21 protein-coding genes are annotated in these 22,567 nt (G+C 43.5%); 4 read left to right on the forward strand and 17 right to left on the reverse strand.

Going from position 1 to position 22,567, the window contains the following annotated elements; translation table 11 throughout:
- Positions 1-16 precede the first annotated feature (16 nt).
- Both AC2CZC_RS09630 and AC2CZC_RS09635 read right to left on the reverse strand, forming a co-directional pair.
- On the reverse strand, positions 17-439 hold the full coding sequence (locus AC2CZC_RS09630; RefSeq protein ID WP_484584649.1) for a GNAT family N-acetyltransferase: 423 nt from the start codon (positions 437-439) through the stop codon (positions 17-19).
- 10 nt (positions 440-449) lie between these two features.
- Positions 450-1,070, reverse strand: coding sequence for a LysE family translocator (locus AC2CZC_RS09635; RefSeq protein ID WP_484584650.1), 621 nt, complete (start codon positions 1,068-1,070; stop codon positions 450-452).
- A gap of 95 nt (positions 1,071-1,165) precedes the next feature.
- Here AC2CZC_RS09635 and AC2CZC_RS09640 point away from each other — a divergent pair, with 95 nt between their 5' ends.
- Positions 1,166-2,551 carry an aminotransferase-like domain-containing protein gene (locus AC2CZC_RS09640; protein WP_484584651.1) on the forward strand — a complete coding sequence of 462 codons (1,386 nt, stop codon included), beginning with the start codon at positions 1,166-1,168 and terminating at the stop codon, positions 2,549-2,551.
- A gap of 34 nt (positions 2,552-2,585) precedes the next feature.
- Here the strand turns inward: AC2CZC_RS09640 and AC2CZC_RS09645 are convergent, their stop codons facing one another.
- The 8 genes from AC2CZC_RS09645 to AC2CZC_RS09680 form a co-directional block, all read right to left on the reverse strand.
- A complete protein-coding gene (locus tag AC2CZC_RS09645; protein WP_484584652.1) occupies positions 2,586-2,942 on the reverse strand; it encodes a RidA family protein in 357 nt (118 codons plus the stop codon).
- Positions 2,943-3,175: 233 nt separating this feature from the next.
- Positions 3,176-3,391, reverse strand: coding sequence for a hypothetical protein (locus AC2CZC_RS09650; protein WP_484584653.1), 216 nt, complete (start codon positions 3,389-3,391; stop codon positions 3,176-3,178).
- 217 nt (positions 3,392-3,608) lie between these two features.
- Positions 3,609-4,238 (reverse strand): hypothetical protein, encoded by a 630-nt coding sequence (locus tag AC2CZC_RS09655; RefSeq protein WP_484584654.1) that lies wholly within the window; start codon positions 4,236-4,238, stop codon positions 3,609-3,611.
- A gap of 161 nt (positions 4,239-4,399) precedes the next feature.
- Entirely contained in the window at positions 4,400-6,556 is a 2,157-nt protein-coding gene (pbpC, locus tag AC2CZC_RS09660; RefSeq protein WP_484584655.1) for a penicillin-binding protein 1C, read from the reverse strand.
- A gap of 51 nt (positions 6,557-6,607) precedes the next feature.
- On the reverse strand, positions 6,608-8,902 hold the full coding sequence (locus AC2CZC_RS09665) for an alpha-2-macroglobulin family protein (protein ID WP_484584656.1): 2,295 nt from the start codon (positions 8,900-8,902) through the stop codon (positions 6,608-6,610).
- Between the two features lie 33 nt (positions 8,903-8,935).
- On the reverse strand, positions 8,936-11,137 hold the full coding sequence (locus AC2CZC_RS09670; protein WP_484584657.1) for an MG2 domain-containing protein: 2,202 nt from the start codon (positions 11,135-11,137) through the stop codon (positions 8,936-8,938).
- A 236-nt stretch (positions 11,138-11,373) separates the two neighbouring features.
- Positions 11,374-12,249, reverse strand: coding sequence for an AraC family transcriptional regulator (locus AC2CZC_RS09675; protein WP_484584658.1), 876 nt, complete (start codon positions 12,247-12,249; stop codon positions 11,374-11,376).
- A gap of 148 nt (positions 12,250-12,397) precedes the next feature.
- Entirely contained in the window at positions 12,398-13,450 is a 1,053-nt protein-coding gene (locus tag AC2CZC_RS09680) for an alpha/beta hydrolase (protein ID WP_484584659.1), read from the reverse strand.
- 103 nt (positions 13,451-13,553) lie between these two features.
- On the opposite strand from AC2CZC_RS09680, the gene AC2CZC_RS09685 reads away from it, so the two are divergent.
- A complete protein-coding gene (locus tag AC2CZC_RS09685; protein WP_484584660.1) occupies positions 13,554-14,426 on the forward strand; it encodes a LysR family transcriptional regulator in 873 nt (290 codons plus the stop codon).
- Between the two features lie 4 nt (positions 14,427-14,430).
- Here AC2CZC_RS09685 and yacG read toward each other — a convergent pair whose 3' ends face one another.
- The 7 genes from yacG to nadC all read right to left on the reverse strand — a co-directional run bounded on the left by yacG (position 14,431) and on the right by nadC (position 20,942).
- Positions 14,431-14,670, reverse strand: coding sequence for a DNA gyrase inhibitor YacG (gene yacG, locus AC2CZC_RS09690; protein ID WP_063361085.1), 240 nt, complete (start codon positions 14,668-14,670; stop codon positions 14,431-14,433).
- Between the two features lie 76 nt (positions 14,671-14,746).
- Entirely contained in the window at positions 14,747-16,423 is a 1,677-nt protein-coding gene (pilB, locus tag AC2CZC_RS09695) for a type IV-A pilus assembly ATPase PilB (RefSeq protein WP_484584661.1), read from the reverse strand.
- 123 nt (positions 16,424-16,546) lie between these two features.
- Entirely contained in the window at positions 16,547-17,152 is a 606-nt protein-coding gene (gene coaE, locus AC2CZC_RS09700) for a dephospho-CoA kinase (RefSeq protein WP_484584662.1), read from the reverse strand.
- Between the two features lies 1 nt (position 17,153).
- Positions 17,154-18,044: a prepilin peptidase gene (locus AC2CZC_RS09705; protein ID WP_484584663.1), complete on the reverse strand. Its 891-nt coding sequence runs from the start codon at positions 18,042-18,044 to the stop codon at positions 17,154-17,156.
- Positions 18,045-18,080: 36 nt separating this feature from the next.
- Positions 18,081-19,316: a type II secretion system F family protein gene (locus tag AC2CZC_RS09710; RefSeq protein WP_484584664.1), complete on the reverse strand. Its 1,236-nt coding sequence runs from the start codon at positions 19,314-19,316 to the stop codon at positions 18,081-18,083.
- Positions 19,317-19,378: 62 nt separating this feature from the next.
- Positions 19,379-19,849 carry a pilin gene (locus tag AC2CZC_RS09715; RefSeq protein ID WP_484584665.1) on the reverse strand — a complete coding sequence of 157 codons (471 nt, stop codon included), beginning with the start codon at positions 19,847-19,849 and terminating at the stop codon, positions 19,379-19,381.
- A 253-nt stretch (positions 19,850-20,102) separates the two neighbouring features.
- Positions 20,103-20,942 (reverse strand): carboxylating nicotinate-nucleotide diphosphorylase, encoded by an 840-nt coding sequence (gene nadC, locus AC2CZC_RS09720; protein ID WP_484584666.1) that lies wholly within the window; start codon positions 20,940-20,942, stop codon positions 20,103-20,105.
- Between the two features lie 167 nt (positions 20,943-21,109).
- Between nadC and ampD the strand changes: the two genes are divergently transcribed.
- Together ampD and ampE are read left to right on the forward strand one after the other, a co-directional pair.
- A complete protein-coding gene (ampD, locus tag AC2CZC_RS09725) occupies positions 21,110-21,673 on the forward strand; it encodes a 1,6-anhydro-N-acetylmuramyl-L-alanine amidase AmpD (protein WP_484584667.1) in 564 nt (187 codons plus the stop codon).
- 5 nt (positions 21,674-21,678) lie between these two features.
- Positions 21,679-22,563: a beta-lactamase regulator AmpE gene (gene ampE / locus AC2CZC_RS09730; RefSeq protein WP_484584668.1), complete on the forward strand. Its 885-nt coding sequence runs from the start codon at positions 21,679-21,681 to the stop codon at positions 22,561-22,563.
- Positions 22,564-22,567: the final 4 nt, after the last annotated feature.

Here is a 22,567-nt window from a genome sequence, read left to right on the forward strand (position 1 = left end):
CGCTGTGCGCACCTACTTATGAGGCTGCCTTGTATGCAGCAGGGATGTGGCGTTCCATTAAAAACTCGGGAGATTGCACATCATCAAACCCAAACTGTCGATAAAGCGTATGGGCATCATGCGTTACCAGTGTGAAACGCCTAAGTCCTTGTAATTTAGGATGTGTGACCACAGCATCTAGTAGTTGTTTGCCATGCCCCATTCCTCTAAACGGTTCCAAAACGAAAACATCGAGAAGATTTGCAAATGTTGCGCAGTCTGTGACAACACGGGCAAATGCAATGAGCTGATTGTTTTGTACCAGTGCAAAACACAGCGAGTTATCGATGGCTGTTTGTAACTTTTCAGCGGTTATGCCCTTACTCCAATAGCTCCGCTCTGACAAAAATGCATGAACTTGTTTGAATTGTGATTGCGAAAGTTGATTGATGAGCTGCATCTTTAAACTCCTATTGCGAACTGAGGTGGATAAGTGGAAGGCAAGCGAGTAACAGACTGGCCATTGCATAGTTAAAGCGCTTCATATGAGCGGGGTTTTGTAATTTTTTATTGAGCACTTTGCCAAAACAGATCCAGCTTAAACCACTGCCAAAGGCCACGATGTTGAACACCACAACACCGAGTATGGCTGAGTGCCAATAATAATCTCCAGGGAGTGTCAAAGCGGTTGTCAATGATAGTAAGGTCGCTATCGACTTTGGATTAATAAGCTGAAAGAGTGCACCTTGCATAAATGTAAGTGGATGTGCTTGTTGCTGTTTTTGTGAAGATTTGGTGTGCTTAAATGCAATTTTATAGGCCAGATATACGATATAGCTACTCGCCAACAGCTTAAAGATAAAGTGTAAGGGCGGTATGGTCAGCACCAAGTGACCCAGCCCCATCAGCATCATAATGTGAATGATGGTCATCCCTGCTAGGAGTCCAACAATATGAGGGAGTGTTTTTTTAATGCCAAATTTCGACCCAGAATATGTCAGTAAAATATTATTTGGCCCGGGTGTAATGGTAGCGGTGAAACTGAAGAGTATCAGCGCAGGTAACAGTGTTGATAGTTCAATCAATGGCAAAATAACCCCTTTAATTGTATTGATACAATTGTTGCTTTTTTTTCCGTATTTAATTATTGTCATAACTACAAATAGGCATCAATTTATTTATTGTTATGAATACAATTTGGCATCCTAGTAAAGAACAATACCAACGCTTAGCTACTTCGCAACCAAAATACATGGCGTTAGCTGAACTCATTGAGCTGGCGATTGAGCATAAACAGCTCGCATATGATCAGCGTCTTCCCGCGCAAAGAGTTCTTGCTGATCTTTTACATATCACCCATGGCACGGTGACAAGAGCTTATGATTTATTGGAGCAGCGCGGATATGTTCGAGCAAAATTAGGGGCAGGTACTTATGTCTCAAAAAATAACAGCTTGCACCACGACATGCAGATAAGCGATTTGGCAGCCAGTGTTCAGCCTTTAATGGGCCAAGAAAGCATTATAGCGAGAGCAATGCAGTCTCTGTCGCAAAGCCAAACGGAGCTTGGGGAGCTACTGACATACAAATTGAATGGTCTACCTAGGCATCAAAAATTTTATCGGGATTGGCTATTACAACGCGGTTTTGCCTGTGAGCAACACGAAGTTATTTTCACCCAAGGCGCGCAGCAGGGGATTTACAGCTGTTTATCAGCCTTGTGTGAATCTGGGGATCTCGTCTTACATGAATCGCTCACGTATCCTGGTTTTTTTAGAGCATGTAAAAGCCTAAAGTTGCAATCACAAGGGGTGCCTGTCAATTCGCAAGGTATTGATTTGGATAAGCTTGAGTCTATTTGTCAAAGCAACATGGTCAAAGCGATTTATATTACCCCAAACTGTCAAAACCCAATTAACGTACAATACAGTGATGAAACATTACAAGCGATACTGGCATTGAGTCGTAAATATCATTTTTTTATTCTTGAAGATGATGTGAACTACTGCTTATCAGAAAACTGGCGCTTGCCATTGTGGCAACAAGCACCGGATCGTGTGTTCTATTTAGCTAGTTTCTCAAAATATTTTAGTGGCGGCTTGAGAACTGGTTACATGTTGGCACCTCTGTTGTGGCAACAGCAGATCATTGAAACTGTGCATGCCCAATGCTGGTCTGTGTCTATGACAAACTTTGAGTTGATGATGCGCGCATTGCAAAGTAAAGAGTATCAGTATGTGCAAGTTAAACTAGAAGATGAGATCCGTTACAGGCAAGCAGCGCTTGAAAAGACTCTGATCCGTTATGGCTTTGAAGCGGTATTTTTTGGTTTGAATGTGTGTTGGTATCTACCAGCACATCTGAATATGCATTATGTCGCGGCGCAGTTTAAAGCTCAGCTAGTTGAGGTGCGTGCACTGGACGTGTTTGCTTCGCCGAATGAGGTGTGTGAGATAAATGGTATTCGCTTTACACTGGGTGGGCCGACAACAAGAGCTGCCTTTGATGTTGCGATAACTCGCATTGATAGCGTACTAAAAGAGCTGCTGGTTCGTAATGATGTGGTGATATAAAAAGTTAGCCGACTTATCGGCTAACTCATCAAGATTAGTCTTGCTTTACGGCTGCAACAACAGAGACTTCTACCAATAGTTCAGGTCTTGCCATGGCCGCTTGCACGCAGGCTCTTGCCGGTGCATGCCCCTCTGGCACCCATGCATCCCATACTTCATTCATTTGTGCAAAATATTGCATGTCGCTGATATAAACTGTGGCGCTTAAGATATGTTTTCTGTCACTGTTCGCTTCTTCAAGAAGTGCATCAACCTTGTCTAACATGGTTTGCGTTTGCTCTTTGATTCCTTGCGTTGCGTCTTTACACACTTGGCCACACAGATAAATCGTATCATTATGTACCACAATTCGACTCATTCGCTGGTTGGTGTGTTTGCGAGTAATGCTCATGTTTTTACCCTCGGTAACGGGCAGACTAGTCGCCCTAATTTACTGACTGTTGCGAGGTGGCACTGTTTAAGGTGTAAGCATTTGTTGGCCACCTAGCGGTTTATATGGCTGTAATTATATGGTAAGTCAGAAAGTTATTTAAGCACTAGAAATTGAATATTGTTAGGAAGTTACAAAAGAGATGTTATCAAGACCAAACGGCGTGCGCTGTTTGGTCTCATTCAATCAATGTTTTATCCGCAGTAACAGGTAGGGATATTGGTGGTTGCCGTTGTTTTGCATTTCGGTTCATCCGTTAAACACAAATATGGACCAAATGAAAAGTCTCTGCAAAATTGATCATGTGTGTATTGATAACCGCCAGCTATCGCGGGCGTTGCATTTACAGGCAGTGACTTTGCATCAGCAGTGAGTGATTTGATCTTCTTTTTATTAAGCTTCAATTTCATTTTTTGACCTTTTCCTTAGTTTAAATGAGTACTTTGTCTAATATTTAGACGGCATTAAGCTATCGTGTAAGTAATAAAGTTACAATGATTTATTTCATTTTTATTACTATTTGTGAGACTTAGACACAGAATAAATCGTTATATTGAAGGCGTGAATACTTAGTGTAGGATCATTTGACCAGCTATTTTCAGCTGGTCAAATGTTTTACACACATGTTTATACAGAAATCATTAATAAGCCAATGGCACAGATGATAGTCAGCCCAATAAAGATATTGGCGAGGTTACCTGTATCTGCTATCGGTTCTGGGACAAACTCAGGTTGGGGGATGTCTTGCTGCGTCATCCGGTAGTAAAACCCTTCACCATAACGTGTTTTTAAATCTTCTCGTGTAGTCCATTCAAGTTGCTCAGTCAGAAAAACCAGCACTTCGCTGGAGACCATTTCTTTATCATTTTGGCAGGTTTTTTGATGATTCAATACTTTATCAAATACCAATGCTGCTAGGTCATTTCTCAAAGACACAACCTCGCAGGCAGGATGGTCAACGAGTAATTGCCATGAAGACACTTGTGTATGTCGATGTGCATTGCCAAGTAAATCCGTGAGTTCATCACTAAACTCGTTAAACAACGGATTGGCTAAGCTGTCATCAGATGGAGTAAAAGGCGCTACTAGGCTGTTTAAAATTGACTGGTATGCAGCATGGAGCGCAGATTCTCGCTCAGCGCGAATGTCATCTGATTCAGTACTTAAGTTTTCGAGTTTTTGTTGATACGCCGCTTCAATTGCTTGTTTATCTGAAGTGGGCGCCAATTCTAATTCATTCCAAGGATCTGTCGACACGGTTTAGCTCACCTTTATCAATCTGTTAGTTTACGCTGTCATAATTTATGACATTAAGACTACAGTCATGAGCTGAGTGTAGCAGACTCACCTTACTTTTCTAAACTAGAGGCGATGGGTTGTGTGGTGATTTTCGGTAAAACCACAAAACGAGCGTTAAATTAAGGATGAATATAAATGGTTTGCTTGTCACATTGTGACCGTACACAAGCCGATATTATCGTCTCGCCCAAATATTGTTCGAGTGCGATTTCGGGTTTCGCGATGGGCTTGTGGTTGATAAACCAGCTTACCTGATCTGTGTGCGTTGACTCTAATGGTAGCGCACCGATCTGCGAACGATAGTAATGCTGGCCGCTGCGCACCGATGTGATGGCAATGGTTTGGTGTGAAGCTGACTCCAAACGGTGAGTGTGTTTACTGTCTAGCCAGTGATTGAGTTTTTCGGGCCAGCTTAGTGTGGTCGTGAAGTCGCCATAAATATCCATACTTGGCGGAGTCATGTGGTCAATGGTCATTGCTTGATGTTGTGAGTCACATTGCTCTTTTGGAATATGTGCAAGCGCTAAACCACTGGGCCAACAAATCAGCGTGTGGGTGACAGAGTCAGGTTGGGTGAGCTGTTGGCGGTCAGGGGGCAACAAGTCAAATGCGTCGAACATCAAAGGTGCGGCTTGTGTGGCACCAAGATAACCAAGCATGGGGCTTGCATCTGGGCGACCGACCCAGACTGCCACGGTATAATCATGGCTCACGCCAACAGCCCAAAAGTCACGATAACCGTAACTGGTGCCAGTTTTCCACGCTATTTTACGGCGTACTGATGGTACGACACGATCGGGCGCGCTCTGTGCGCTGAGCATTTGAAACGTTATCCAGCTACTTTGCGGACTTAATATTTGCTTGCCAGTTATATCGTTTGGTTCATTGCTGAGTATTTTTAGTGGGGCGACGTGCCCTTGACTGGCCAATGCACGATACAGTTTAGCCAGTGTTAATAATTGCGTGCCTGTCCCCCCTAATCCAACAGATAAGTTAGCATGTTTATGGGCGAGGTGAATGCCCGCACTGGCAAGGTTTTGCTCAAAGCGCGCAGGCGTGATGCGATTGAGAAGTTGAATTGCTGGCACATTTAACGATTGCTGCAATGCGCGCTGAGCACTGATAGGCCCAATAAAAGTGCCATTTAGGTTTTGCGGCTTATAACCATCAAAATCAGCAGGGATGTCACTTAATAAACTTTGGCTATGAATAAGGCCTAAATCTAACGCTTGCGCATAGATAAAGGGTTTCAGAGTTGACCCTGGAGAGCGTGTTGCGCGTGCCATATCAACGTGGGCAAAGCGGCTCAGGTCGCTGAAATCAACGGAGCCTTGGTATGCGCGGATCTCAGCGCTGGGATTATGCAAGATGACCAATGCGGCAGATGCTTTATGCGGCAAGCGCTGACTGGTTTGTTGCAGCAGCGAGGACAAACGTTTTTGCAAGGCATAGTCTATTGTGGTGTGCAGTTTATGCGCATTTGGATAGCGTATTTTTAAATAGCGGCTTAGCAGAGGTGCAAGCACAGCAGGCCTATTAGGTTGAAGGTTCATCTGTTCCTTTACCATTAGGCTGTGCTGCTCAGTGCTGATTAAGCCTCCTTGATAGAGGCGTGTCAGTACTTTATTGCGCATCGCGATTGCACGCACAGGATATTTATCAGGACGGTATTGTGAAGGTTTTTGCGGTAGTACAACTAGTAAGGCGGCCTCATTTTTAGTGAGCAACAGTGGAGATTTGCCAAAATACTTATTGGCTGCTGCTGCAACGCCCTCGATATTGCCGCCAAATGGCGCTAAATTGAGGTAAAAGGTGAGTATCTCCTCTTTGCTGTAATGCCATTCAAGTTGTATTGCTCTGGCGATTTGGTGCAGCTTTCCTGCAATGGTTCTTGAATGTGGGTCGATAAGGCGTGCAACCTGCATGGTCAGTGTTGAGCCGCCAGATATAACCCGACCATATCTGATCCATTGCCCAGCTGCGCGTAATAATGAAAACGGATTCACGCCATAGTGATGATAAAACCAGCGATCTTCATAGTGCAGCAAGGCCTGTAAATAAAATGGGTGAACTTCTTTGGGCGTGATGTTATATCTATGTACACCTTGTTTATCGCCAAAAGAGCGTAGAGTTTGCTGGTTACTCGACGTGATGAGGGTTGCAGGACCATCTGGGTAGATAGGGGGCAATGGGTTATTGGTATGCCAAACAATCGCACTCATCACAATAAGTAGGCAAGTATAGGCTGCAATGAGTAATGTTCTTTTAAAGGTCATTTGGCATCAATTAGTTGGTAGTGGTAAGCGCCCATATCAGGGCGCTTGAAGTTACCTTTCGATAGTGAGTGTAGATGGGAATTGACTATAGAGCACATGTTTTTGCGGTCTGTACATCGATTCCATGAAACTTGGCGGGTTGGCATAGGTGCCCGGAACTTCTGCACGCAACAAGTAAGCAAATTGCTGCCTTGATCTATCATCACTGTACCTATGATACTGCTGGCGTGGTTTTAGATCTGTGACTGCAACATATCTATCATGACGATATTCTTGGTGCTCAATGTGGCTCAGTACTACGCCTTCAGGGAGCAATTTTTGAATATCTAAATCTTGCAGCAAAGCGGGGTTTTCAAGTACAAAGCCTGCAGGGATCCTATCTACAATCATGGCATCATGAATGCGTTCTTTACTTTCCACATCGAGTACGACAAGGACGCGATCACCCACTTTTAAAGACACTTGTTCATCAATTGGTTTGCCTTCAAGCGTAAACCAGCGCCTTAAGAAATGTTTCATTTTAACGGTATTAAAAGGGTTAATTTGGTTGGCGATAGCAGGGTTAAAGTCTAGGTAACCGGTATGCAGCTGCTGCACATATAAGGGGCTATTGGTGGTATTTTCTAACACGAGCCCGGCTGTAAGTGGGTGCGTTAATAGGCCTTTATGCTCAATTGTTTTGCCATTGATCACGACGCTCAGTGGTTGTTTATTTTGCTCATCAATGGCAATAGCCGAGCGTAATAATGCCGCTTGTTCCTGTGTACTGAGCCATTGCTTATTGATGGCGAGTGCAGGTAAAGAGGTGGCCAGTGTATTTGCAATACGACGTGCTTTGCTTTGTATACCTCTTAATTGCGCCATTTGATTCAAAGCGATAATAGCCATGGCATCGTCACGCACTCGGCTGCCATAATCGTAGATATAGTCGTCGACTCTGGCTTGCGCATCAAATTGGTTGAGTAGCGCAGATGCTTGTGCAATAGCGCCAGTATTGGCTAGTGCAGTGGCAAACTGTATCAAACTCAATTGTGATGGAAATGAACTGATCTGCAGTGCTTCGAGGTCACTGTAACTGAGTTTTCCAAGGCTACTCGATAGGTAGGCCGCATAAGTCGTCGCGGCTATGGCGGCCTCGGGTTGTGAGGTCAAAGTATTTACAAAATCGCCCCTAGCGTAGCGTAACACGCGATATTGGGCTTCTTGAAGCATGTCTCTTGGCACAATTTCTGGGTATTGCGCACTGACTTGAGTGAGAAAGTCAGTGATATAAACGCTCAGCCAAGGAGATTCTTTGCTGTAGCTGCCCCACGTGCCAAACCCGCCAGTGGTCTTCTGCATGGTTTTTAAACGGCTCACAGCGGCACTGAGGTAGTCTTTGCTGGTGGTTAATTTACTACTTTGCAGCAGCGCGTTTTGCTGAAATTTATCAAGCTGCGAGTTCTTTAAAATAAAGGGCCATGCCTTACTGGTGGTTTGCTCAGCGCATCCGTATGGGTAGCTATGCAAACCTGATGCAAATTGCGAAATATTGAGAATGGGGGTATGGCTGATGAGCAGTTTGCCTTCTTTGCCGCCAATGACTTTGAGGCCATCCCAATTGGATATATCTGCCGTTAAGGTCTCATTTGGTTGTAATTGCGTGTTTTTAGCTTGGGTTACCCAGGGCTCGATGTAGCCAACAGGCACGCGCCAACTGCGTGTTACATCTAAGTTGCCTCCAGTGACATGGAGGGTAAATGTTGCGATGCCATCTGGATTATTAGCTTGGGTTTGAATGGCAGCTGTTTTGCTCCAATGTTGCCCCTCATCTAATGTCACAGTGTGCGTCGTTTGCTCTGCTATTGTTACATGATTATCAACGCTGAGCACCACATCAAATGTTTGAGCCTGACCACTGAGGTTATGAATATCCAATGTGACCGATGACGCATCACCTGGCACCAAAAAACGTGGCACACTGAGCTCTGCCACCAGTGGCATTCGGATGATTTGACCTTGTACTAGCTGACCTACTTGGCTGTCGTTAAATGCGGTAACAATAAGTTGCGCTTGTCCGTTATAGTCTGGCAGTGTGAGCTCAACGAAGGCTTTGCCCTGTTCTAATCGCACAGGTCGTGACATCAATTGAATGGTTTTACTTTCGACTAGGTCATCGTTCCGGTTGGTATTGTTTTCAATACTGTCGCTACCAAATCTGGATTGTGCAAACGGGTTAGGGCGCGGATCGTATTGCCGAGAGTAGAGATCGATTATGTCGCCACTGTAACGACGCTGTGCAAAAAAGTAATCAAACGGGTTTTCTGGTTTAAAGCGGCTGAGATTAATGATCCCTTTGTCAACCATAGAGACGGTTACCCAAGTGGCCCCTTGATCTGTTTAACCTTCTGCTGTCACTGGGATCTGTAAAGTTTGCAGTGGCTCAACATGATCTGGGAGGTCGACTTTTAGCTGGATCTGCCGCGCGCTTCTTTCTAAAGGAAGTGGTATCACGCCTAAGTAGCGTTTAGGTGCCCCTTGCTGCTGACCAAATACGGTGGCAGTGACATACAGATCATGGCGACTCGGTAGCTTGTTAAGTGGAATGGCAACTTGGTTTTGGCCTTTTTTTACGGCAAGCTTTTGTGACCAGATGATTTTATCGGACTCAAGGGTCACCATGAGTTCGCCATTGATGGGTGAGGTCAGAGTAAGAGAAGCTTGCTCACCCGTGTTGTAAGCTTTTTTATTGAGAGTGAGTTGCAGATGCTCTGGTTTAACAGCGTATTGGCCATAACCGCGATACCAGCCAGCATAGAATTCATAGTGAGTTTTACTTCCTGTGTTTAGATCTGTGGCTTCAAGGCGGTAATTTCCCCATTTAACCGGTAGTTCGATGCGAGCGATACCAGCATTTAAATCAATAACACTTTGTTGTTCCTGTCGCCATCGATCTTGCTTTTTGCGCTGCCACCCGATGCCTTCTTCGTACATCCAGTAGTAGTTGCCCTGATCATAGTAAAGCTCCAATTTGACGCTACCAGTAGAGAGAGTTTGACCATCTGCGGAGAGTAAAGCGATTTCAAAGCCTGCATCTGAGCTGTATTTAACATTTTTGCTTAGCGGTTTGATCCCTGGAATTGTACTTTTTCGCCAGCTAGTGAAGGTGCTTGTGCGCTGCACAGCTGCGCCACCGGCTTCTTGCAGGGCAATAAATACTTGGGTTTTTATAGGGCTTTTAATTTGTTCTGCACGGGGTGTGCTAATTTTAATTTGTGCTTCACCCTGCTCAGAGAGTCGTTTATTTTCCAGCGACTTATAACGACCAGACAAATAAAAATCTTGGCCGACAACAAACGCTTTGTAAGGGCCGGTAAAGTGCCTTATTGGCTGATGGCTTACGTCTGTTTTAAATGTATTTCCCGCAGCTGGGCTGCCAAATAAATACTTCCCATTTAATGTGAGGGTATTTTCTTGGCCAGCGAAAATAAAGGGAACCTGCTTTGTTACCTTAAGATCCATACGCTCAGGCACGAATTCTTCCAATTGAAAGGTCATCTCCGCGATAAAGTTGCGGGCACTTGGGTCAAGTTTAACGCCAACCGTGTAACGACCTGTTGGCCAGTCATTGGCGGTTTTGAGTGACTTGCTGAAAAAACCAGCTTCTTGAGCTTGCAAAGTTTCTGTGAGGATTTGCTCTTGGCGTGAATTTTTGACCGATAGGGTCAGTGTCTCAATACTGGTTTTATTGCCATCAAAGTCGCGCAGTAAGATATTGATAGGCAGGCTGTCCCCAGGCCTGACAAGATCTCGGTTACTATAAATATAGGCTTCGGTTTCTTGATATAAACGACCGCCAAGTTGATAGGCTGACAGATCAAGTGGTACTTCTTTGAGAGGTAAAATGGCCAGATGGGGAGTGTTGTCTTCTTGTTCTAATTCAGCAATAACGATGTCGTTTTGCTCTAAGGTGACCGTAAAGTCGATGTTGCCTTGTGCATTTGTTGTGCCCTGGCGTATGAGTTCGTGTTTACGATAAATACTGACTTTGGCACCTTTCGCGCTGCGGCCATTTTGTAAATAATTGACGCTGAATGTGGCATGATGCTTTTGTACTCTTGCTTGAATGCCTAGCTCTGTCAGGAGCATATGCTTTGCTTGCAAGTCACCAAATTGACCTGCGGCTTTGAGTGTCACAATATACCATCCCGATGGTAAATTTCTTGGAACAGGCAATTTCGCTGAGTGTATTTTATCTTCTTGTCCTGCAGGTAAGGTATAGCGGTCAGCAAAGACACTTTCGTAACTGTAACTCAATCTATCTAAAGAACTTGGATAGATTTTGTCGTTCAAATAGTGACGTTGTAAAAAATCATGGGCGCTGGTGATATGTAAAATTTCGATATCGACTTCACGGGTATTTTTGTAACTAATGGGGATCGCTTGCGCGCTACTTTTTGGCACCAACGGACCCGATCCGACGATTGAAATTTGAGGTGCTTGTCGTTTTTTAGACTCGGCTACAGCGGCGTGATGCCAGCCAATAGTGACAAATAATAAAGAGATGATTAACCAGCTGGTATACACACTCCTTGCGTTCATGACTTTCCCCTAACAATACTGATATGAAATAAGTTTACGCAACTTACATGAATATAGCGTGATTATCGTATTAATGTCGTATACGAGTAAAGGATTAGTACAAATTTATCAGTAACTTAATGGGGTTTAGTACGAAATGTATGCTGTACAGCGAAAATACTGGTGCCCGTGCGTCTAAATCATAAGGGAGGATGTATATCAGCCACGGGCATAGGTGGCTGATATACATGTATGTTTTATTCGGCGACTAAAAAATTAATTCGTGTAAGTAACTCTTGTGGTGCGGTGTCTTTTAAATCGTTTAAATACTCTTCAAATGGCGGAAAGTCAGCGAGCTCAAATTGGCTTTGGGGAAGCCATTGGCCGTATAGCCAGTTGTAAGGCTTTTCCAGTTCTGTGTAATCACCTTTAAAGAGAATGCTGACAGTTTTTCCTGCTGGGATAGTCAGGCGTTCAAAACCATGCTGCTCTGGCAGCTTAGTTTTATCGACTGCAATACAGGCCATAGATTTGAGGTTGGCATGAGGCACAGACTCAGGATCATCAAAGTAAATGCCAAAAAAGCGCGTATCTTGGTCAATTAAATTTGCTTTTGCGGCCATGACAGAAAGCTTTTCGAATGCTTGGCCAATTTGCATGTAATCACCGTGATGATTTAAGCCAATTAATTCAATAGATTCAATGTTTTGTTGTTCAACTGTATACATGGGGTGATACTCCTTCGAAGACGTTGGATACAACGCAGAGACCTCAGGCGTGGTATAAGCACGTCGCTGGCGATATTGATTCGGTGTTTCGCCATAATGCTTAGTAAAGGCTCGGTTAAATGCCTCAACACTGCCATAGCAAACTTGCTTGGCGATTTGCTGTTGGCTTAAGTCGCTGCGAACTAGATAAGTTGCCGCCTTCAACATACGCATTCTTCTCACTGTGACATTGATTGTCTCTCCCGCATACTCACGATAAATACGATGAAAGTGATAAGCAGACATACAGGCTATATCTGCCAATGTATTCACATCAAGTTCTGAACCTGCATGCTCGTATAGGTAGTCGATAACCCTTAGCATTCGGTCTTCGTAATAATGTTGTGTACTTAACTTGTGTTTCATCTGTCGCTACTCGTTACGGTTAAGTGTTGCAATGCGTCTAGTTGATTTTGACGACATGGCTAAAGTAGCGCAAGCTGGATTGATAATGTTTGCGAATTTTGGCGATGAGGAAAAATAGGGGCCCGACATGGGAACCCCTCAGGAAGGATCACAAACGTGTGTTGAAAAACGGCAGCATATGGTGCTCTAGACGCTCAAGTGCTTTATCACTGTGACCACCCGGGAACACTTCAAAGTGAATGGACACCTTGTTAGCCTGCGCTTTTTCTTTGAGTGCAAGGACACCTTCAGTGATCCAGATATAATCATCTTTGTCGCCCACATCGATGCGTACCGAGCTGAGCTGCTCAACAACAGCAGGGGTTGAATATAGTTCGACCAGCTCTCCAAACCCTTTGTACCACAGCGGTTTTTGAGATGCGTCCACGCTATAATGCACGCCAAAAGGTTGTCCTGAGTGGCCTGCAAAGGCGCCTGCATAAGCCATTAAGTATGCGCTGTAGCTATTTTCTTGACCATTGTTCCAAATCTCACGACCTTGGAAAGAGGCAAACTCAGCGTCCATCAGTGCTTTTGGATCTTTTGTGGTCGCGAGTTTTTGCTTAAATGCTTGGTAACGCTTAATTGCTGCTTCTGAAGTTAGGTATGATTTAGCCATGCCTTTTTCATCAAACATGCCTGGACTTAAAGCGTATACATGTGAGAACAAGTCAGGGTGTTTTGCTGCAAATCGAAGCGCGCCCGTACCGCCCATTGAAAACCCTGCGATACCGCGATGCTTAGCGTGGGCTTTAGTGCGATAGGTACGATCTACCCAAGGCAATACTTCTTTGATGACATAGTCGCTAAAATTACCATGGACTTCTGAGTTGACGTAAAAGCTGCCTCTGAGCGGTGTGTTGCCTTCCAACATAACAATGATCATTTCCATGTTTTGGCCATTTTTTTTATGGTTTTCTAGCATGGGCTCAATGCGTGCACTGTATTTTACTGGCCAACTATAGGCGCCTAATAAATATAAAACAGGGTAGCGTTTGTCGCTCTCGTGGTAGCCATCAGGCAAATAGATATGAATATCACGGGTACTTTTGGTGCCAATTAAGCTGTTTTCCAATGCTTTTGAGTGAAAAGGTACGTTGATGATTTCGGCTTTAAGTGTACTACTGATAAAAATAAGCAGTAAAAATATTAGTGTTTTCATTGTTATGACTCCTGCTGATAAAGCTTGCAGTTAACTTACAATGTGCCTAAATTAATAACAAATATAAAAATAGATTGATTTATATGTAATGAATATAAATTGGATGGATATAAAAAAGCTCCACTATGTGGTGACTGTGGCGCAGGAGCTCAGTTTTAGCCGAGCAGCACTGAAATTGCATATGTCTCAACCACCTTTGAGTCAACAGATCCGGCAAATAGAAAGCCATTTAGGCATGGCTTTATTTGAGCGTTCAACCCGCTCGGTGAGCTTGACGCCTTTTGGGGCGACATTTGTTAAAAAAGCCCAGCGGGTACTCGCAGCGCATGCTGAGCTCGGTGAGTGTGTGCAAAGCTTTCAAACGGGTAAGCAGCAGCCGATTAAGCTGGGTTGTATTGGCTTAGCGTTTGAAGCCTTGGTGGCTAGTAAGATGACTGTGTTATCTGCTCAATCCCCTAAATTAAATTTGGCATTGGAAGAGGGTACAAGTGCAGAGTTGGTATCGCGATGCCAATCAGGACAACTACACGGGGCGATTATTCGCTTATTTGATCCGGAATTACCTGCAAGTGATATTCACTACTTATGTAGTGAGCAATATGTCTTTGCCTGTCCCAAGCAGTGGCAGCTAAACTTGACTAAGACATCGATAAAAACCTTTAGTGGCAAGCCATTTATTCACTACCCAAAGGCATTACAGCCTAAATTATATGAGACGATAGCGGCGGCATTCACTCAGGTAAAGGCAACAATGAATGTTGTACAAGAAGTCAAAACCAAGTCGACGACGCTGTCTTTGGTGGCGGCGGGGATGGGGTTTGCGATCGTGCCTCAATCTATGCGGGGAAAATATGCATCTCAAGTTGATTTTATTGAGATAACTGAGCACTTGCCGAGTGTTGACTACTTTCTCTATTGCCAAGATTGGCAAGTGCATGAGCGAATGACCTGTTTATATGAACTGCTCAGGACTTAATGCATTATTTAAAAAAGTCATCTTCGTTTTTCGCAAGCATTGCCTCGATGTCTTCGATGAGCGCTTGCGGATCGGGCTGGGCAAGATCTGTACTTTGCACGGGACTAGAAATTTTATTGTTTTCTTCAGACCACTCACCTAAGTCGATAAGTTGACAGCGCTTAGAGCAAAATGGACGATGAGGGCTTTGTGCCGACCATATCACCTCTTTTTGACATGTTGGGCATTGGACAGCTGTTGGCATAATGGATACTCATGGTGTGATAGACCCGTATAGTTTACTGCTTTGCAGTAAACTATACCAGTGAGTCTGAACGCAATTAGTAGTTTGTGACGCGGTTGATTTCAGCTAAAGAAGTCACGCCAGATGCCGCTTTTCTCAAACCAGATTTACGCAGATTATCAAACCCTAATTTGTCAGCGAGTGCTGCAATCTCCAAAGAGTTCGCCCCTTCCATAATTTTGTGCGACATTTCAGGAGTAATTTTTACCACTTCATATACCCCGACACGGCCTTTATATCCGTCTGTGCAGTGGTCGCAGCCTTTGGGTGCATATAGCGTAAGGTCTTTAACTTGTTCTTCAGTAAAGCCTTGTTTGAGTAATTCTTCTTTTGGTAACTCTTCTGGCTCCTTGCACTTTGGACACAGGCGTCTTGCTAGACGCTGGGCGATAATTAAGCTTACAGAGCTTGCTACGTTATAGGCTGGTACACCCATATTAAGCAATCGAGTGAGTGTTTCTGGTGCTGAGTTGGTGTGCAGGGTACTCATTACTAAGTGACCTGTTTGGGCTGCTTTGATGGAGATCTCAGCCGTTTCTAGATCTCGGATCTCACCCACCATGACCACGTCAGGATCTTGTCGTAAAAATGCTTTAAGCGCGTTGGCAAAAGTCATATCTGCTTTTGTGTTGATCTGAACCTGGTTGATTCCTTCAAGGTTAATCTCAACCGGATCTTCCGCGGTACTAATATTGCGCTCGGGCTTATTTAAAATATTGAGGCCAGTATAAAGGGATACGGTTTTACCAGAGCCTGTGGGACCGGTAACTAGGATCATACCTTGTGGCTGCTCAAGGGCATTTAAATACAAATCTTTTTGTTCAGGTTCATACCCTAATACATCAATCCCTAATTTAGCAGCAGAGGAGTCGAGTATCCGCATTACGATTTTCTCACCCCACATGGTGGGCAGGGTACTGACACGAAAATCGATGCTTTTACGCTCGGATATTTTGAGCTTAATACGGCCATCTTGCGGCTTTCGTTTCTCAGCAATATCGAGGTGAGACATAACCTTGATACGAGCAGACAAACGGCTGGCTAAGGTATTGGGTGGGCTTGCCATTTCATGCAAAATACCATCGATACGAAAGCGCACTCGGTATTTTTTCTCATAGGGTTCAAAATGTAAATCTGAAGCCCCCTTTTTAATCGCATCCATGAGAATCTTGTTGATATAGACAATAATCGGCGCATCGTCTTTCTCTTCATCTTGCTGCTGTGACGGCGATTCATCCTCTACATCTAGACTGGCAAACTCTTTAAATTCGTCTTCACTGAGTGACAGGCCTGAGCTGGAGTCAAAGAGTTGATCTATTTTTTGTTCAAGAAGTTTGTGATCAACTACCACGATCTCGCACTGTAACCCGGTACTGAACTCGAAGTTTTCGAACGCGCCATAGTCGGTTGGATCCGAGGTCGCGATAAACAGTTTGCGATCTTTTTTAACTAATGGAAGAAGGTAGTGTTGCCTGATTAACTTTTCTTTGATTAGATCTTTGGGCACATTTGCTACATCAAAACCATTGAGATCAAAATATGGCACGCGGAACAAATCAAGGCATTGTTCAGCTAATTCTTGCCCAGACATACCGCTACATAAGCAGATTAGCTCAGCAGTGGTCGTTGCCTCGGATTGCTTCGCCTTTATCTGATCTGGCGTAATTCTACCTAAGGTAATGAATTTTCTCAGTAATGGAGAGTGATGTTCCATAATGTCCTTTAATACTTCAACAGCTTACACAAATGTAGCAAATAATCAGCGACTGCGCTCACACAAAGCAAGCGCAATTATAATCATTCTAGAGAATGATATAAAATTCAACAAATAAAGTGTTTAATTGGTTTTGGATGCAGCTAAAAAAGTTTGATGTAAGTTATCCAGCTCAACTTGAACCTCGGTTAACGGTCGGTTGTTATCGATAATATAATCAGCTTTAAGGCACTTATCTTCCCGACTCATTTGTGCGGCAATGATATTTTTGACTTGCTCCTGTGAGACCTTATCTCTAGCACTAGTACGTGCAATTTGAACGTCATTAGGTACATCAATTAATAATGTTTTATGACATAGCTTATCTAAACCATTTTCAAACAATAAGGGAGCACATAAAATGCAGTAGGGGCTTGCAGCGTTTGCCAACTCTGAGAGCATCTGTGCTCGAATAAGAGGGTGTAATAACTCGTTGAGCCAGGTTTTTTCTGTTTCATCATTAAAAATGATATTGCGAAGTTTGGCTCTATCTAGAGTGCCTTCAGCTGATAAAATGCTGCTGCCAAATCGCTCTACAATGCTGTTTAATCCAGTCGCTCCCGGCATCACGACTTCTCTTGCCACAATATCGGCATCAACTACATCAATGCCTAAACTTTCAAAATGCCGAGTCGCAGCTGTTTTTCCGGCACCAATACCACCAGTGAGGCCTAATATCCAAGATGACATGTTATACCCCTAATAAATTCAAGTACCAGCTTTTTAACGATTCACCATAAAATAGGCATAACCAACCAGCAATGGCTAAGTAAGGTCCGAATGGAATAGGGGTGGCTTTGTCTTTGCCTTGCACACTTAATTGAACGCTGCCTATAACAGCACCAACGACGCTAGAAAGTAAAATAATGGTAATAATTGCTTCCCAGCCAAGTAATGCACCGAAAATGGCTAACAATTTGAAGTCGCCATAACCCATGCCTTCTTTGCCGGTGAGTAATTTAAAGAGCCAATACACACTCCATAAGCTTAAGTACCCAAGGGCTGCGCCCCATAAAGCGTCAACAGGAGCTATGGTATAACCCAGAGCTGCACTTAATAAGGCAAGCCACAACATGGGTTGGGTGATTTGGTCTGGGAGCAACATCTTGTCAATATCAATGAAGATAAGCGCAATCAAGCCCCAAGTGATAAGGATGTATAATAGCGATATCGAAGTGGCACCAAAATGCCAGGCGACCCACAGTGAAGAGATGGCAGTCAGCATTTCTATACTTGGGTACCTGACTGAAATTGGCGTATCACAGTATGCGCAGCGGCCTTTTAAAAACAACCAGCTCAGTATTGGAATATTATGTTGTACTTTAATTTGCGTGTTACAACTGGGACAGGTCGACCTTGGGGTGATTAGATTAAATGATTTAGAGTTGGTTTGGGCGTTATTGTCATTGGACTCTTGCTGCCCAAGAATGACCTTACATTCGGTTTTCCACTCGGTTTCCATCATGACTGGAAGGCGATAAATGACGACATTTAAAAAGCTGCCAATACAGGTGCTTACTAAGCCAACCGATAACAAAAAAAACCAAGGTTGTTGCTGCATTAAATGCCAAACATCTTGCATAGGAATACTCTTATTATTGTTAAACAGTGAGTTTTATTAGATAACGCTACCCAATTGGAATATGGGTAGGTACATGGCGATGATTAAACCGCCTACTAGAACGCCTAGTATGGCCATAATGAGAGGCTCAAGCAAGGTAGATAAGCCATCAACAGCATCATCTACTTCTTGTTCATAAATACTGGCTACTTTGCCAAGCATGCTATCAAGTGCACCAGATTCTTCACCAATGGCTACCATTTGCACCACCATATCTGGGAAGATTTTAGAGTTACGCATTGCCCAGTTCATTTGGTTACCTGAGCTGACTTCACCTTTGATGTCTAAAATGGCGTTTTTATATATTACATTACCAGCGGCACCTGCCGCCGAGTCTAATGCATCAACGAGTGGGACACCTGCTGCAAAGGTGGTTGAAAGTGTGCGTGCATATCGGGCAACGGCTGCTTTTCTTAAGATTTCGCCAATCACTGGGAGTCGCAAAATCATGCGGTCGTTGGCATGTTTGACGTTTTTATTACGAATGAGCATCTCTTTGTATATGTATCCGCCACCGCCAATGGCGATTAACATGATCCACCAATACTCTTGCATAAACTCCGAAATACTGATCACTAAACGCGTAAAAGCGGGGAGCTCTGCGCCAAACCCGTTGAAGATATCTTCAAATTGCGGTACCACAAAAATGAGGAGGATAGAGGTGACAATTAATGCCACAGTGATGACCGCAATAGGGTAAAACATGGCTTTTTTGATTTTCGATTTTAACGCTTCTGCTTTTTCTTTGTAGAGGGCGACGCGGTCAAAAATTCGGTCTAAGGCACCTGATTGCTCACCAGATTGAATCAAATCACAGTATAATTCATCAAAATATCTAGGGTGAGCTCGCAAACTTTTTGCTAAAGGCTGACCCGCTTTGACTTCATCCGCGATAGAGCCGACGAGCTTGCTGACACTCTTATTTTTTGCACCAGAGGCAATCATATCCAAAGATTGCACCAAAGATACTCCCGCTGTCAGCATGGTCGCAATTTGCCGAGTGACAATAGAGATATCTTTTGGGGTAATTTTTTGTACGCTTTTCATGCCAAACAGAGGCTTTGGCTTGCGCTTTACTTTTGAGGGAGTAATGCCCTGTTTACGCAATTGTGCCTTGACTAGCGCAACACTGGTACCGGTCATCTCACCTTCGAGCTTTTTACCACGGGCACTGACACCCACCCAGATAAAGGTATCAATTTTTGCTGCATTATCTTTAGAGGAGAGAGCCATAAAACCTGTTCACGAAAAAGGGAAGAGGCTGACACTAATGTCAGCCATAAAATACGAATTTATTAAGGTGCAGCTGATGCCGAGCATGTCGCTGGGAACCAATTTGGATTTACAGTGGTACCTGTGTAGGTTGCAGCACAATCCCAAGAGTGAATGGAAAAGCCCGCAGTGAAATCGTCTGCATCAGCTTCTGTACTTGCTGCTGAATTTGGTGTTAACGTCAATGTGATGTCTGCTAAATCACTAGCTCCCGCGATCGTGATTTTACCCACAGCACTTACAGCTATTGATGCAACATAAGTGCTTTTTGATTTATCGGAAATATCGTCACATGTTCCAGGTGCTGTCGCCAGCTGTGCTCTTTCTTCTATACATGCTTTTGGCATGGTAGAAGATGCTAGCATTTCAGTGACTTTTGCCCGGTTAACATAATCTGTGTAAGCTGGCAGGGCTACTGCTGCTAAAATACCGATGATTGCAATTACAATCATTAGTTCTATAAGGGTAAAACCACCCTGTCGTTGTTGCGTCATGATGTGTCTCCTAAGGGATGTTAGACCCGGTGGCCGTGTTTACTTACACCAGGATTTTTTAAATTAGTTTAATGGCATTGGCCTAATTTGACTTAATTTAAAGTACAGGCCAAATGCAGTATGTACTTTTTGTAATTGTAAAGAATTAATCTATATCACTAATTTAATTCTTTTTTATTAAAAAAGTTTTGTAAATAAATGTCAATATCTAATTGACACATTTAGTTACATTTACATTACATGCTCGATTATATTATTCAAAGCGCATTGATAAATCGATGCTCTGCACGTGCTTAGTCAGCGCGCCACTTGAAATATAATCGACGCCTGCTTGTGCATACTGCGCCAAAATATCTAATGTCATATTACCCGACACTTCTAGTTTTGCTCTACCTGAGGTTAGTCTAACGGCGTTTTGAATGTCCTCAACGGTAAAATTGTCCAGCATAATGATGTCACTACCTGCATTTAAGGCCTGTTCAAGCTCATCTAGGTTTTCCACTTCCACTTCGACAGGCTTGTCAGGGTGTGTACTTTTAGCCTGTGCGACAGCTTTATCAATACCACCACATGCGGCAATGTGATTTTCTTTAATTAAGAAGGCGTCAAATAAACCGATACGATGGTTTTTACCGCCACCACAGGTAACCGCATACTTTTGTAATGCTCTTAAACCTGGGATGGTTTTTCTGGTATCTAGTAGCTGCGTGTGGCTGCCATCAAGCGCTTTGACATAGTGCGCTGTTGTTGTTGCTGTGCCTGACAGGGTTTGTACAAAGTTCAAAGCGGTACGCTCTGCGGTCAAAATTGCGCGAGCAGATCCCGTTGCGGTAAAAATACGTGAGTTTGCTTTTAATACATCCCCATCATTGACTAATACAGTGACTTCAACGCTCGGATCTACCTGTTTAAAGACTTCTAAAATAAGGTCTTTACCACAAAATACACAGTCTTCTCTGGTGATCACATAAGCATTAGCTTGCTGTTGTTCAGGAATTAATGCTGCGGTGATATCACCTTGTGCAGCGGTTTGATGGTTAAGGTCTTCATCGAGTGCACTTTTAACAAGTTGCGAAATAAGTTCTGATTGCATAGGTAGATCATCATTGTTTTTACTGCCTTAAATTCTACTTTGATTAACGCAATGAAACAATTTTCTTTAACAAAAGTCTGTATACTTTTGCAAAATAAATTTGCCATAGTGCTTGGGAGAAATTCTTGTTATGGTAGATGTGATGCAATTTAAAATTAATTTTTTATATGGAAAATCAACACCAATGGCTTAATTATGCCAACCAGAGACCTTCACCGCATTACGATGAGCGACCCGTTAACTGTGATGTTGATTTATTAGTCATTCATAATATTTCCCTACCAGCAGGTCATTTTGGCACTTCTTTCGTTGATGATTTGTTTATGGGGAGTATTAATTGTCACGCGCATGAAAGCTTTGCGTCTTTAGAAGGGGTTCGTGTTTCAGCGCATTGCTTTATTCGCAGAGATGGTTCGGTTAATCAATACGTACCCTTTTCGAAAAGAGCGTGGCATGCGGGGGTGTCAAATTTTGATGGGCGCCAAAGGTGTAATGACTTTAGTATTGGGATTGAGTTAGAAGGGACAGATAACACTCCGTATACCCAAGCACAATATGAAGCACTGGTGAAAGTGAGCCAATCTATCATGGCGCAATTTCCAAAAATAACGCCTCAGCGCATTGTCGGACATTGTGATATTGCCCCGACACGCAAAACCGATCCCGGTGAGGCGTTTGATTGGCAGTACTATTTAAATTTATTACAACGTGAATTAAGAGTAATAGAGTAAAAATCATGATATTAATTTCGATATTAGTGGCATTGATCATTGAACGTTTAGGTGCCAAGTCAACGCGTTGGCAGATTGACTACTATTTGGCACAGTATCAATCACTGAGTTATCAAAAAGGCGCAGGTGCTTGGTTATTTAAATCGAGTATTGGCGCTGTACTGTGGCTGATGCTACCAGCACTGTTAGTCGCATTTATATATAGTTTGTCTGATTTTGTTTTATGGCAGTTAGCACTCAATGTTGTGGTCTTATTGGTGTGTTTTGGTTGCGCAAAATACCGTAAATCATATAAGGGGTATCTTAATGCCCTTGCTCGAGATGATAATGAAGCGGCAACCTTGTATGCTTTGCAGATGGGGCAGACTAGAACAGAAGATGAACCCAATGGTGAAACGTTTGGCCAGACATTGGCATGGATTAACTTTACACACTATTGTGCAGTGATGTTTTGGTTTGTGCTGCTTGGTGCACCTGGCGCAATTATGTACGCAGTTACCCGTGCGGTCGTTGAGGTGCTAAGAGACGAAGTTAACGGTGAGCCTACAGACAGTGACAAAAGGTGCATCGAGCTGATGTCACCCCATGCACAGCGTTTTTCTCTGTTATTTCATTGTTTTAATTGGCTACCTGCTCGTCTTGCTGGGTTTGGTTATCTGATTATTGGCAACTTCTCAAAAGGCACGGGCAGTTGGCTCAAATACTTGTTAGATTTTAAAACTTGCAATCGCAAAGTGGTAACCGAAACGGCATTAGCGGCTGAGCAAATTGAACAGCAATACTTTGGTTGCACCTATGAAGCCGCCTGCATGATGCGTCTTGTCAAACGTAATGTATTGTTTTACTTGTTCTTAGTCGCCGCGTTGACCCTATTCGCTGGACTTAATTAATTTT

The organism is Pseudoalteromonas sp. MMG033, assembly GCF_057197785.1.